Origin of the sequence: Streptomyces sp. NPDC048191, assembly GCF_040652655.1 — a bacterium.
Classification (GTDB): Bacteria; Actinomycetota; Actinomycetes; order Streptomycetales; family Streptomycetaceae; genus Streptomyces.
This window is the reverse complement of the sequence record NZ_JBEZMO010000006.1, coordinates 230,455-242,994: the sequence shown is the minus strand read 5'-3', so window position 1 is coordinate 242,994 and position 12,540 is coordinate 230,455. Positions and strand designations below refer to the sequence as shown.

The 12,540-nt window shown below is 71.8% G+C and carries 11 protein-coding genes; 7 read left to right on the top strand and 4 right to left on the bottom strand.

Translation table 11 applies throughout. The features are described 5' to 3' along the window. Positions 1–13: 13 nt before the first annotated feature. Entirely contained in the window at positions 14–1,057 is a 1,044-nt protein-coding gene (locus AB0D93_RS13275; protein ID WP_362117865.1) for a zinc-dependent alcohol dehydrogenase family protein, read from the top strand. Here the strand turns inward: AB0D93_RS13275 and AB0D93_RS13270 are convergent. The 3 genes from AB0D93_RS13270 to AB0D93_RS13260 form a co-directional block, all read right to left on the bottom strand. Next, on the bottom strand, positions 1,038–1,601 hold the full coding sequence (locus AB0D93_RS13270; protein WP_362117862.1) for a GNAT family protein: 564 nt from the start codon (positions 1,599–1,601) through the stop codon (positions 1,038–1,040). The genes AB0D93_RS13275 and AB0D93_RS13270 overlap by 20 nt on opposite strands. Before the next feature lie 73 nt (positions 1,602–1,674). Continuing rightward, entirely contained in the window at positions 1,675–1,875 is a 201-nt protein-coding gene (locus AB0D93_RS13265) for a MerR family transcriptional regulator (RefSeq protein ID WP_362117859.1), read from the bottom strand. Positions 1,876–2,288: 413 nt separating this feature from the next. After that, positions 2,289–3,206, bottom strand: coding sequence for a sugar phosphate isomerase/epimerase (locus tag AB0D93_RS13260; RefSeq protein ID WP_362117856.1), 918 nt, complete (start codon positions 3,204–3,206; stop codon positions 2,289–2,291). A gap of 125 nt (positions 3,207–3,331) precedes the next feature. Here AB0D93_RS13260 and iolC point away from each other — a divergent pair, with 125 nt between their 5' ends. The 5 genes from iolC (at position 3,332) to mmsA (ending at position 9,805) form a co-directional block, all read left to right on the top strand. Beyond that, the gene (gene iolC / locus AB0D93_RS13255; protein ID WP_362117853.1) at positions 3,332–4,282 is read left to right on the top strand and encodes a 5-dehydro-2-deoxygluconokinase; all 951 of its coding nucleotides are present in this window, start codon (positions 3,332–3,334) and stop codon (positions 4,280–4,282) included. Between the two features lie 404 nt (positions 4,283–4,686). Then, positions 4,687–5,565, top strand: coding sequence for a deoxyribose-phosphate aldolase (locus tag AB0D93_RS13250; RefSeq protein WP_362118213.1), 879 nt, complete (start codon positions 4,687–4,689; stop codon positions 5,563–5,565). A gap of 7 nt (positions 5,566–5,572) precedes the next feature. After that, positions 5,573–6,412, top strand: a complete 840-nt coding sequence (gene iolB, locus AB0D93_RS13245) for a 5-deoxy-glucuronate isomerase (protein ID WP_362117850.1) — start codon at positions 5,573–5,575, stop codon at positions 6,410–6,412. Then, on the top strand, positions 6,409–8,286 hold the full coding sequence (iolD, locus tag AB0D93_RS13240; protein WP_362117847.1) for a 3D-(3,5/4)-trihydroxycyclohexane-1,2-dione acylhydrolase (decyclizing): 1,878 nt from the start codon (positions 6,409–6,411) through the stop codon (positions 8,284–8,286). Before iolB ends, iolD begins: the two co-directional genes overlap by 4 nt. 16 nt (positions 8,287–8,302) lie before the next feature. After that, positions 8,303–9,805, top strand: a complete 1,503-nt coding sequence (gene mmsA / locus AB0D93_RS13235; protein WP_362117844.1) for a CoA-acylating methylmalonate-semialdehyde dehydrogenase — start codon at positions 8,303–8,305, stop codon at positions 9,803–9,805. A 54-nt stretch (positions 9,806–9,859) separates the two neighbouring features. On the opposite strand, the gene AB0D93_RS13230 is transcribed toward mmsA, so the two are convergent. After that, complete coding sequence (locus AB0D93_RS13230; RefSeq protein WP_362117841.1) at positions 9,860–10,672, bottom strand: hypothetical protein; 813 nt, start codon at positions 10,670–10,672, stop codon at positions 9,860–9,862. A gap of 402 nt (positions 10,673–11,074) precedes the next feature. Between AB0D93_RS13230 and AB0D93_RS13225 the strand changes: the two genes are divergently transcribed. Then, positions 11,075–12,538 (top strand): APC family permease, encoded by a 1,464-nt coding sequence (locus AB0D93_RS13225; protein WP_362117838.1) that lies wholly within the window; start codon positions 11,075–11,077, stop codon positions 12,536–12,538. Positions 12,539–12,540: the final 2 nt, after the last annotated feature.

Here is a 12,540-nt window from a genome sequence, read left to right as displayed (position 1 = left end):
GAGGGTGAAGCCCATGAGAGCAGTGGTGTTCGAGCAGTACGGTGAACCGGCCGCGGTGCGGGAGGTACCCGACCCCGCACCCGCGGAGCACGGCGTGGTCGTCCGGGTCGAGGCCACCGGCCTCTGCCGCAGCGACTGGCACGGCTGGATGGGCCACGACCCCGACATCACGCTGCCGCACGTGCCCGGGCACGAACTCGCCGGTGTCGTCGAGGCGGTGGGTTCCCGGGTGACCGGGTGGCGGCCCGGAGACCGGGTCACCGTGCCGTTCGTCTGCGCCTGCGGCACCTGCCCGGCGTGCGCGGCGGGGGACCAGCAGGTGTGCGAACGCCAGACCCAGCCGGGCTTCCACCACTGGGGCTCCTTCGCCGAGTACGTCGCGCTCGACCACGCCGACGTCAACCTGGTCGCCGTCCCGGACGACATGGCGTACGCGACCGCCGCCGCCCTCGGCTGCCGTTTCGCCACCGCCTTCCGCGCGGTGCTGCAGCAGGGCCGGGTGGCGGCGGGGGAGTGGGTGGCGGTGCACGGCTGCGGCGGGGTCGGGTTGTCGGCGGTGATGATCGCGGTGGCCTGCGGGGCGCGCGTGGTCGCCGTCGACGTGTCGCCCCAGGCCCTCGCTCTGGCGCGGAAGTTCGGCGCCGCCGAGTGCCTGGACGCGACCGGCGTGCCCGACCCGGCCGCCGCCGTCCGCGAGCTGACCGACGGGGGAGCCCACCTCTCCCTGGACGCCCTCGGCTCGCCGGGCACCTGCGCGGCCTCCGTGAACGGCCTGCGCCGCCGCGGCCGGCACGTCCAGGTGGGCCTGCTCCCCTCGGCCGACGGCACCACCCCCGTCCCGCTGGCCCGCGCCATCGCCCTGGAGCTCGAACTCCTCGGCAGCCACGGCATGGCCGCCCACGCCTACCCCGGAATGCTCCGCCTGGTCCGCTCCGGAGTCCTCGGTCCCGACCTCCTGGTGACGTCCGTCATTCCGCTCGACGCCGCACCGGCGGCCCTCGCGGCCATGGGCACGGCACCGGGGGCCGGGGTCACGGTCATCGAGCCCTGGCGTTGAGGGCGGCCCACTCCCGGTCCAGGACCGACATGATCACCTCGTCGGCCCACTCGCCGTCGCGCCGCTGCACCTCCCGGCGCACGCCCTCGACCACGAACCCGGTCTTCTCGTAGACGTGCAGGGCCCGGTGGTTGTCGGCGTAGGCCGTCAACTCGATCCGGTGCAGCCCGAGTTCCTCGAAGCCGTGGGCGACGATCAGCCTCGTCGCCTCGGTGCCGATTCCGCGGCCGCGGCCCCTGGGACCGATGAGCGTGCGGAAGGTGCAGCTCCGGGAGGCCGGGTCGTACTCGTTCAGCACGACCTCGCCCAGGACCTCGCCGGTCCGGGGGTCCGTGACGGCCAGGTCGAGCCGGTCGGGCGCGGTGGCCCGGGAGCCGTACCAGGACCGCAGCCGTTCCAGGGTGAGTTCGGTGGACGGTTCGTAGGTGAAGCGGATGACCTCGGGGGCGGCGATGATCTCCGACATGACGTCGGCGTCGGCCTCGGTGAAGGGCCGCAGCACGGTCTTCCGGCCGGTCAGGGTGGGTTTGACGGAGAAACTCATGGAGCGACTGTGCCCCACGTGGCAGGTGGGGCACAGTGATTATTCCGGCGGCCGGGGGCGGCGGCCGTTGCTGTCAGTCCGGTCGGCGGCCCCGGTTGCCTGGCCGGGAGGCGACCCAGGCGCGCACGGTTTCGGCATACCAGAAGGGCTTGCCGCGCTCCACGTGGTCCGGCGGGGGCAGCAGCCCGTGCTTGCGGTAGGACCGTACGGTGTCCGGCTGCACCCTGATGTGCGCCGCGATCTCCTTGTAGGACCAGAGCCTTTGGTCGGTCATGAGTTGCACCTCCCTGCGCGCGCCACAGCGGCGACCGGGGGCGGTCGTCGGGGGAGCCGGGCGCCGCGCTGGCGATCACCAGCCTGCGTCCGGTGAACGACGCAGAGTGACGAGAGGACAGCGCCTGTCGAGACGATGTGACACAGAACTAGCGCACACGTGACATCTGTGACACGCAGGGGGCGTTCGTGACAGAACCGCCGCAAAGGCGCGCGCCGGGGCGGCGGTGGGGCGCGTGACCCTCGCGCCGAGCCATGGCCGGCGAACCGGTCGGTCCGGGGCGGTGGAATGGGCGGCAGAGGGCGGGCCGGCCCGGCTGCGTCAGACCCGGCCCGCCGGCCTCCCCGCGGCCGGTTCCCCCGGCGGCGTCCTCCGGGTCGGTCCCCTGGGCAGGGGCACCCCGGCAGGCGCTCCTACACCCCGCAGGACCGGAGGAACGCCCGGGTCCGCCGGGCGATGGGCAACGGCGCATCCGGCGCGCACGGATACATGTCCTGCTCGACGATCGCGAACAGCTCCACCCCCAACCGCTGGGCGGCCTCCAGCACCGGTCCCAACTCCGGAACTCCCCGCGGTGGTTCGCACATCACACCCTGCGCCACCGCGGGTCCGAACGGCGTCCCCCCGGCCCGTACGGCCGCCAGGATCCCCGGGTCCACCTGCTTGAGGTGCAGATACCCGATCCGCTCCCCGTAGGTCTCGATCAGCTTGACGCTGTCCCCACCGCAGTACGCGTAGTGCCCGGTGTCCAGGCACAGCGACACCAGGCCGGAGTCCGTGCCGTCGAGGAAACGGGTGACGTTCTCCTCGCTGTCGATGTGGGTGTCGGCATGCGGGTGGACGACGATCGACAGCCCGTACCGCTCCCGTACCTCCCGTCCGAGCCGCTCGGTCAGCGAGGTCAGGTTGCGCCACTGCTCGGCGGTCAGCGTGTCGGGCTCCAGCACCTCGCCCGTCTTGTCGTCCCGCCAGAAGGACGGGATGACGACCAGATGCCGGGCGCCCATCGCCTGGGTCAGGGCCGCGATGTCGGAGACATGCGCCCAGGTCTCCTCCCACACGGCCTGCCCGTGGTGCAGGCCGGTGAAGACGGTGCCGGCCGACACCTTCAGGCCGCGCCGGGCGGTCTCCTCGGCGAGCACCGCGGGGTCGCTGGGCAGATAGCCGTAGGGACCCAGCTCGATCCACTCGTAGCCCGAGTCGGCCACCTCGTCGAGGAAGCGCCGCCAGGGCACCTGCCGGGGGTCGTCGGGGAACCACACGCCCCAGGAGTCGGGCGCCGATCCGATCCGGATACGGGACAGTGAGGAGGAGGGCGACAACGAGGTCATGGGCGCCAGCGTGCGGGCAGCCGGAAAGCGGTGTCAAGAGCTGGTCCGAATGTCTGGACAAACCATTGACAGGGTCAGCCGTGCGGGACTAGAAAGCCGGGGAGAGCCATGACGAAGGGAAGCCGATGGCCTACGACCTGATCACCATGGGGCGGATCGGAGTGGACCTGTACCCGCTGCAGACCGGTGTCCCGCTCGCCCAGGTGTCGTCCTTCGGCAAGTTCCTCGGCGGGTCGGCGACCAATGTCGCGGTCGCCGCGGCCCGGCTCGGCCGGGACACCGCCGTGATCACCCGCACGGGCGACGACCCGTTCGGCGCTTATCTGCACGAGGCGCTGCGCGGTTTCGGCGTCGACGACCGCTGGGTCACTCCGGTCCCCGGCCTGCCGACCCCGGTCACCTTCTGCGAGGTCTTCCCGCCGGACGACTTCCCGCTCTACTTCTACCGGCAGCCCAAGGCGCCCGACCTGGAGATCGACGCCCACGACCTGGACCTCGACGCCATCCGCGAGGCCCGCATCTTCTGGGTCACCGGCACCGGACTGAGCGAGGAGCCCAGCCGTACGGCGACCCTCGCGGCCCTCGCCCAGCGGGCGAAGTCCGGTACGACGGTCTTCGACCTCGACTGGCGACCGATGTTCTGGAAGGACCCCGAGGCGGCCCGCCCCTTCTACGCCGAGGCCCTGCGCCACACCACCGTCGCGGTCGGCAACCTGGACGAGGTCGAGGTCGCGACCGGGGTGCGCGAGCCGCACGCCGCCGCCCGCGCGCTGATCGACGCCGGGGTCGAGACCGCCGTGGTCAAACAGGGACCCAAGGGCGTCCTGGCGGTCAGCGCCTCAGGCGAGTCCGCCGAGGTCCCGCCCCTGCCCGTCACCGTCCTCAACGGCCTCGGCGCCGGGGACGCCTTCGGCGGCTCCCTCTGCCACGGCCTGCTCGAAGGCTGGGACCTGGAGACGGTCATGCGGCACGCCAACGCGGCCGGCGCCATCGTCGCCTCCCGTCTGGAGTGCTCCTCCGCGATGCCCACCCCGGACGAGGTGGCCGCCGCGCTCGACGCCGGAGCGGTGCTGTGAGGGCGGGCCGGGTCGCGGGCACGCAGACCGGAGGCGGAGCCGGCCCCGGGGCCGGAGCCGGCACCGGCCCCGAAGGCACCGCGACCACTCCCGATGACCGCACCGCGACCGTGTCCGGCGAGGAGTCCGTGACTGCTCCCGGTGAGCGGACGGCGGCCGTGTCCGGCGAGGAGTCCGTGACCGCTCCCGATGACCGCACCGCGACTGCGTCCGGCGAAAAGTCCGTGACCGCTCCCGGTGAAGGGACGGCGGCCGTGTCCGGCGAGGAGTCCGTGACCGCTCCCGGCGACCGGAGCGCGACCGCACCCCGCGAAGGTGCCGTCGGATCGCGCCCCGGCGGCACCCCCACCGCCCACCGCGAAGGCGCCGCGGGCGCCGCAGGCACCGCGCGCCCCCTCGTCGACGTGGCCGGACTCGTCCGTGTCCGCACGCACCACCCCGAGGCGATCGCCGAGGCCGCCACCCGCCGCGCCCGCAGGCCGCTCATCAACGAGAACGGCAAGCTGATGATCGTCGCCGCCGACCACCCCGCCCGGGGCGCCCTCGGCGTCGGTGACCGCAAGCTCGCCATGGCCAACCGCGCCGACCTGCTCGAACGCCTCTGCCTGGCACTGTCCCGCCCCGGCGTCGACGGTGTCCTCGCCACCGCCGACATCCTGGACGACCTGCTCCTGCTCGGCGTCCTCGACCACAAGGTGGTCATGGGCTCCATGAATCGGGGCGGACTGCAGGGCGCCAGCTTCGAGTTGGACGACCGCTTCACCGGCCACCGCCCCGAGGACATCCAGCGGCTCGGTTTCGACGCGGGCAAGCTGCTGCTGCGCATCGACTACGACGACCCCGGCTCCCTGACCACCCTGGAGTCCACCGCCCGCGCGATCGACGAGATGGCCGCGCGCCGGCTGCCGGTCTTCGTCGAGCCGTTCCTCAGCCGCCGCACCCCGGAGGGAAAGGTGCGCAACGACCTGTCCGCGGAGGCGGTCACCAAGTCCATCGCGATCGCCTCTGGCCTCGGCGGCTCCTCCGCCTACACCTGGCTGAAGGTGCCCGTCACCGAGAACCCCGACGACATGGCCCGGGTCATGGAGACCTCCACCCTGCCGGCCGTGCTGCTCGGCGGCGACATCGGCGACTCGCCCGAGGACCAGGTCGCCGCCTACGAGAAGTGGCGCGAGGCGCTGCGACTCCCCACCGTGCGCGGCCTGGTGGTCGGCCGCTCGTTGCTGTACCCGGCGGACGGCGATGTGGCCGCCGCCGTGGACACCGCCGTAGGACTGCTGTGAGGGCCGCATGACCAGCACCGACCTGCACCTGCCCAAGGGCACCACCGCGAACGCCCAGTACGCCGTCGACATCGACCCCGAGTCGGCCGGCTGGACGCACAGCAGTCTGCGGGTGGCCGAGTTGGCACCGGGTGGCACACATACGTTCACCACCGGGGACAGTGAGTGGATCGTGCTTCCTCTGCAAGGCGCATGTACCGTGCGGATGGAGACCGCGCCCACTGAGCGGGTCGAGATGCAACTCCTGGGCCGGGAAAGCGTGTTCGCGGGCGTCTCCGACTTCGCGTACGTTCCCCGGGACGCCCGGGTCCAGATCGCCTCCGGCGCGGGAGGCCGCTTCGCCCTGGCAGGAGCGAAGTGCGAGCGACGACTCCCCGCCCGCTACGGCCCCGCGCCGGAGGTCCCCGTCGAGGAGCGCGGCAACGGCTCGTGCGCCCGCCGGGTGCGCAACTTCGCCTCTGCCGACTCCTTCGACTGCGACAAGCTGATCGCCGTCGAGGTGCTCACGCCGGGCGGCAACTGGTCGTCGTACCCGCCGCACAAGCACGACGAGCACCGGCCGGGCGAGGAGGCCGAGCTGGAGGAGATCTACTACTTCGAGATCGACGGCCCGAACGGTCTCGGCTACCAGCGCGTGTTCCCCTCGCGCGAGGGCGGTTCGGACGTGCTCGCCGAGGTCCGTTCCGGCGACGCGGTCCTGGTACCCGACGGCTGGCACGGCCCGTCCATCGCCCAGCCCGGGCACGACATGTACTACCTGAACGTCATGGCGGGCCCGGGCGAGACCCGGGAGTGGCGGATCTGCTTCCACCCCGATCACGTAGAAAGCACAGGGGGCTACCGATGACGATCCGGCTGACAGTCGCCCAGGCGCTCGTCCGCTTCCTCTCCGCCCAGTACACCGAACGCGACGGCGAGCGGCAGCGGCTGATCGGCGCCACCTGGGGCATCTTCGGCCACGGCAACGTCGCCGGGCTCGGCCAGGCGCTGATCGAGTACGCGGACGTCATGCCGTACCACCAGGGCCGCAACGAACAGTCCATGGTGCACGCGGCGGTCGGCTACGCCCGCCAGTCGAACCGCCTGTCCACGCACGCGGTGACGACGTCGATCGGCCCCGGGGCCACCAACCTGGTCACCGGCGCCGCGCTCGCGACCATCAACCACCTCCCGGTGCTGCTCCTCCCCGGCGACGTCTTCGCCACCCGGCCCGCCGACCCGGTCCTGCAGCAGCTGGAGCTGCCGTACGCCGGAGACGTCTCGGTCAACGACACCCTGCGCCCGGTGTCGAAGTACTTCGACCGCGTCACCCGCCCCGAAGCCCTGATTCCGTCCGCCCTTCAGGCGATGAGGGTCCTCAGCGACCCCGTCGAGACCGGCGCGGTCACCCTCGCCCTGCCGCAGGACGTGCAGGCGGAGGCCTTCGACTGGCCGGAGGAGTTCTTCGCCGAGCGGGTGTGGACCGTACGCCGGCCGGGCGCCGACCCGACCGAGCTGGCCGAGGCGGTGCGGGCGGTCCGGGAGGCACGCCGGCCGCTCCTCGTCGCGGGCGGCGGAGTCCACCACAGCCGCGCCGAGGCGGCCCTCGCCGAGTTCGCGGCGGCCACCCGCATCCCGGTCGCCTCCACCCAGGCCGGCAAGGGCTCCCTGCGGTACGACCACCCGCAGGACGTCGGCGGGGTCGGTCACACCGGCACCGCGACCGCCGACGAGCTGGCGCGCACGGCGGACCTGGTGATCGGCGTCGGCACCCGCTACACCGACTTCACCACGGCCTCCGGCACCCTCTTCGAGAACCCGGACGTCCGCTTCCTCAACCTCAACATCGCGCCCTTCGACGGCCACAAGCTCTCCGGGCTCCCGCTGGTCGCCGACGCCCGCAGCGGCCTGGGCGAGCTGACCGAGGCGCTGGTGATGCACGGGCACAAGGTGGCGGAGTCGTACGTCACCGAGTACACCGAGGACAAGGAGCGCTGGGAGCAGTGCGTCGACGCCTGCTTCGAGGCCGGGGAGGAGGACGTACGGCCGACCCAGCCGCAGGTCATCGGCGCCCTGGACGCCCTGGTGGACGAGTCGGACATCGTCATCAACGCGGCCGGCTCGCTCCCCGGCGATCTGCACAAGCTGTGGCGGGCCCGGTCGGTGGACCAGTACCACCTGGAGTACGGCTACTCCTGCATGGGCTACGAGATCCCGGCCGCGCTCGGCGTGAAGCTGGCCGCACCGGAGCGGAACGTGTGGGCGCTGGTCGGCGACGGGACCTATCTGATGATGCCGACGGAGATCGTGACGGCCGTGCAGGAGGGCGTCGCGATCAAGATCCTGCTGGTGCAGAACCACGGGTACGCGTCCATCGGCGGGCTCTCGGAGTCGGTGGGCGGCGAGCGGTTCGGCACCGCCTATCGCTTCCAGGCCGGGGACGGCACCTTCACGGGCGCCCCGCTGCCCGTCGACCTCGCGGCCAACGCGGCCAGCCTGGGTATGCGGGTACTGCGCGCGAAGACCGTGGGGGAGCTGCGCGCGGCGCTCGCCGAGGCGCGCGCCGCCGACACTCCCACATGTGTCTACGTGGAGACCGAAACGTCCGACACTGTGTCGGGCGCGCCTCCGGCGCAGGCCTGGTGGGATGTTCCTGTGGCCGAGACCGCGACCCGACCGTCGGCGGTCAAGGCACGTGAGCTGTACGAACGGCACGTCTCGACCCGACGCCGCCATCTGTAAGAAGGAGTTTCTGGGCATGACGAAGATCGTCAACCACTGGATCGGCGGGAAGACCGCCGAAGGCGCGTCGGGCACGTACGGGCCGGTCACGGACCCGGCGACCGGCGCGGTCACCACGAAGGTCGCGTTCGCGTCGGTGGAGGAGGTGGACTCGGCCGTCGCGGCGGCCAAGGACGCCTTCACCACCTGGGGCCAGTCCTCCCTGGCCCAGCGCACGACCATCCTCTTCCGGTTCCGGGCGCTGCTGGACGCCCACCGCGACGAGATCGCCGAGCTGATCACCGCCGAGCACGGCAAGGTGCACTCCGACGCGCTCGGCGAGGTCGCGCGCGGCCTGGAGATCGTGGACCTGGCCTGCGGCATCAACGTCCAGCTGAAGGGCGAACTGTCCACGCAGGTCGCCAGCCGCGTCGACGTGTCCTCCCTCCGCCAGCCGCTCGGTGTCGTCGCCGGCATCACGCCGTTCAACTTCCCGGCGATGGTCCCGATGTGGATGTTCCCCATCGCCATCGCGTGCGGCAACACGTTCGTGCTGAAGCCGAGCGAGAAGGACCCGTCGGCGTCGGTCCGGATCGCCGAGCTGCTCTCCGAGGCCGGTCTGCCGGACGGCGTGTTCAACGTCGTGCACGGCGACAAGGTGGCGGTGGACCGCCTGCTGGAGCACCCGGACGTCAAGGCCGTCTCCTTCGTCGGCTCGACCCCGATCGCCCGCTACATCCACACCACGGCCTCCGCCCACGGCAAGCGGGTGCAGGCGCTGGGCGGCGCCAAGAACCACATGCTGGTCCTGCCGGACGCCGACCTGGACGCGGCGGCCGACGCCGCGGTGTCCGCCGCCTACGGCTCCGCGGGCGAGCGCTGCATGGCCATCTCGGCGGTCGTGGCCGTGGGCGCGATCGGTGACACGCTGGTGGAGAAGATCCGCGAGCGCGCCGAGAAGATCAAGATCGGTCCCGGCAACGACCCGGCGTCCGAGATGGGCCCGCTGATCACCGCCGCCCACCGCGACAAGGTCGCCTCCTACGTCTCCGGCGCCGCCGCCGAGGGCTCCGAGGTGGTCCTGGACGGCACCGGCTACACCGTCGAGGGCTTCGAGGACGGCCACTGGATCGGCATCTCGCTGCTCGACAAGGTGCCGACCAGCGCCAAGGCCTACCAGGACGAGATCTTCGGTCCGGTGCTGTGCGTGCTGCGCGTCGACACGTACGACGAGGGTGTGGCGCTGATCAACAGCTCCCCCTTCGGCAACGGCACCGCGATCTTCACCCGGGACGGCGGCGCGGCCCGCCGCTTCCAGCTGGAGATCGAGGCGGGCATGGTCGGCGTGAACGTGCCGATCCCGGTGCCGGTGGGCTACCACTCCTTCGGCGGCTGGAAGGACTCGCTCTTCGGCGACCACCACATCTACGGCAACGACGGCACGCACTTCTACACCCGCGGCAAGGTCGTCACCACCCGTTGGCCCGACCCGGCCGACGCCCCGGCCGGCGTGGACCTGGGCTTCCCGCGCAACCACTGAGCCGTAGCCGTACCGTGCCCCGTCCTCCGCGTGCAGGACGGGGCACCGGCGTGTTCAGCCCCGCTGCCGCCTCATCCACGCGGTGACGTCACCGGTCTGCCCGGCGGGCGGCGCCTCGACCGTGGCCGCCCTCGCGAACCCGTCGAAGTCCATGGTCAGCGTCAGGAGGCCGGTCTTCTCCCGGATCCGGACGGGCAGGCCGTCGGTGCCGATCCAGACGTCGGCGGTCATGGAGGCCGCCGCGGCGGTCAGCGAGCCGATCGGGCTGTTCCGGTCTCCGTAGACGTCCTTGAACCCGCGGCTCCAGTGCGCCCGGTCGACCACGGCGCGGTAGTGGGTCGCACGGCGTCCGTCCACCGTGCGTGTGCCGAGGTCGTCGACCTCGTCGGCACCCTTCAGCCCCCGCAGGGCCACGGCCGGGCTGCTGCCGGCACCGGAGAGGGCCCGGGCGCCCTTGCCGCCGTACACGGCCGAGGCGTCGAAGCTCATCCACTGCTTGCCCTTGAGCGGTCCGGAGGGCTGCGGGTCGACGTCGTAGTAGTAGACGCCGCGCACGAACAGACAGCGGATCCTCGGCGCGTGCCGCACCTTCTGCATGCCCGCCTGCCGGGTGTCCATCTCGACGTCGTAGGCGTATCCGTGGCCCCAGGAGTACGTGCCCTCCATGGCGACCGGCGGGCCGCCCATGCCGTAGTCGACCGTCATCCGCACGTGGGCCGAGCCCAGCGCGTCGGTCCGGTCGCCCGCCCGGGCCAGCGCCGCCGTCGCCTCGTCGGCCTTCCGCGTACCGCACCCGGCGGTGACCGCCAGGACCGCCAGGACCGCCGCCGTGACCGCCGCCCAGGTCCCTGTGTGCCGCATCCCCATGGCCGGGCACTGTAGTGGACCCGACTGGCATGCACGCGACCAGCAGGCCCGTCCGGATAGCGGACGGCTGACATTTTTTTGAAACCTGGGCTGCGGTTCCCGTTCAGGCGGTACGAAACGGATGGCGAAGGGCTGACGGGCGAATTGCCTTGGAAAGCAAGGTCACACTCGGCTGCGGCTTGATGGATGCCCTTATTGGTGTTCGCGGCCTGGGAATGTGATCCGGCGTGAGCTGCTCCGCAAGTGCGGATTCCGAAGGTAAACGGTCATTGACGCGGCGGTTTTCGTCGGGGTTCTCTATGCAGGCCGGGAGCGGACGAGATGAACGTATGACGAATCCGCCGGAGGCGATAGCGCTCCCGACCCCCACCCTCAGCCGTACGAGTCGATCGGAACCGCCGCATGAGCGACACGCTCCCGAAGTCCGTGGTCGATACCGCGCCCGCCCCCTCACCGGGCCTGAAGCGTTCCATCGGTGTCGTCGGCGGCACCCTGCTGACGCTGTCCTGCGTCACGCCCGCCTCCACGCTCTTCGTGATCGTGCCCGACCTGTTCTCCAGCCTGGGCACGGCGACGGCGCTCTGCATCGCCATCGGCGCGCTGCTCTGCATCCCCGTGGCGTTCTGCTACTCGGAGCTGGGCACGCTCATCCCCAGCGCGGGCGGCGAGTACGCCATCGTCTCCACCCTCGCCGGACGGCTCGCCGGCTGGCTGGCCTTCGTGATGTCGCTGCTCGTCGTGATGATCGTCCCTCCGGTCATCGCGATGGGCACCGCCGACTACCTCGCCCCGGTCGTCCACCTCGACCCGTCCTGGACGGGCGCCGGCGTGATGATCGCCGCCACCCTCGCCGGTCTGCTGGACCTGCGCGCCAACGCCTGGATCACCGGCATCTTCCTGGTCCTGGAGGTCGTCGCCGCCGGAGTCGTCGCCCTCCTCGGCTTCACCCACTCGCACCGCGGTGTGGGCAGCCTCGGCTCGATGCAGGTCGCCGGCGAGCACGCCCACATCAACCCGGTCACGGCCATGATGGTCCTCTCCGGGCTCGCCATCGCCCTCTTCGCCACCCAGGGCTTCTCCACCGCCGTCTACCTCTCCGAGGAGCTGGAGAACCCGCGCCGCAACGTCGCGCGCACCGTCCTCGCGACCCTCGCCATCTCCAGCGTCGTCATCCTGGTGCCGGTCGTGGCGATCACCCTCGGCGCCGGTGACCTGAAGGCCCTGACCGGCGGCGACATCTCCAGCATGGTCATCGCCTGGAGCAACTCGGGCGTCGGCACCTTCGTCAGCCTGTGCGTCGCCCTCGCGATCATCAACGCGGGCATCGTCATGGTCATCCAGAACTCCCGCGTCCTGTTCGCCTCCGCCCGCGACAAGGCCTGGCCGACCCCGGTCAACAACGCCCTCGCCAAGCTCGGCCGGTTCGGCTCCCCCTGGGTCGCCACCCTCGTCGTCGGCGTCCCGGGCGCGTTCCTCTGCTTCGTCAACCTGGACACCCTCTACGGCGTCACCGGCGTCGCCGTCACCGGCCTGTACCTGCTGGTCGCGATCGCCTCGCTGCTCGCCCGGCGCGGCACGCACGGCGGCAGGACGGCGTGGCGGATGCCGCTGTGGCCGGCGATGCCGGTCCTGCTGATCGCGGTCCTCGTCTACATTCTGGTCGAGCAGGACCCGATGTACCTGTGGTGGACCGGCGGCATCACCGCGGTCGCCACCCTCTACTGGGCCTTCTACCTCCGCCCGCGCCGCGAGACCCGCTGGCTGGTGTCCCTCCCGGAGGACGTCCGGCTCGCCGAAGAGGTGCAGGTCGCCGAGGGCGCGCCGGTCGCCGGAATCACTCCGGTCGCCGAGGGCGCGCAGGCGTAGGG

What these genes read in the sequence shown, in the direction of transcription:
- AB0D93_RS13230 (WP_362117841.1), bottom strand. Translation starts at nt 10,672, where the DNA reads ATGGGGATGCGGCACACAGGGACCTGGGCGGCGGTCACGGCGGCGGTC.
- AB0D93_RS13275 (WP_362117865.1), top strand. Translation starts at nt 14, where the DNA reads ATGAGAGCAGTGGTGTTCGAGCAGTACGGTGAACCGGCCGCGGTGCGG.
- AB0D93_RS13225 (WP_362117838.1), top strand. Translation starts at nt 11,075, where the DNA reads ATGAGCGACACGCTCCCGAAGTCCGTGGTCGATACCGCGCCCGCCCCC.
- AB0D93_RS13270 (WP_362117862.1), bottom strand. Translation starts at nt 1,601, where the DNA reads ATGAGTTTCTCCGTCAAACCCACCCTGACCGGCCGGAAGACCGTGCTG.
- iolB (WP_362117850.1), top strand. Translation starts at nt 5,573, where the DNA reads ATGACCAGCACCGACCTGCACCTGCCCAAGGGCACCACCGCGAACGCC.
- mmsA (WP_362117844.1), top strand. Translation starts at nt 8,303, where the DNA reads ATGACGAAGATCGTCAACCACTGGATCGGCGGGAAGACCGCCGAAGGC.
- AB0D93_RS13265 (WP_362117859.1), bottom strand. Translation starts at nt 1,875, where the DNA reads ATGACCGACCAAAGGCTCTGGTCCTACAAGGAGATCGCGGCGCACATC.
- iolC (WP_362117853.1), top strand. Translation starts at nt 3,332, where the DNA reads ATGGCCTACGACCTGATCACCATGGGGCGGATCGGAGTGGACCTGTAC.
- iolD (WP_362117847.1), top strand. Translation starts at nt 6,409, where the DNA reads ATGACGATCCGGCTGACAGTCGCCCAGGCGCTCGTCCGCTTCCTCTCC.
- AB0D93_RS13260 (WP_362117856.1), bottom strand. Translation starts at nt 3,206, where the DNA reads ATGACCTCGTTGTCGCCCTCCTCCTCACTGTCCCGTATCCGGATCGGA.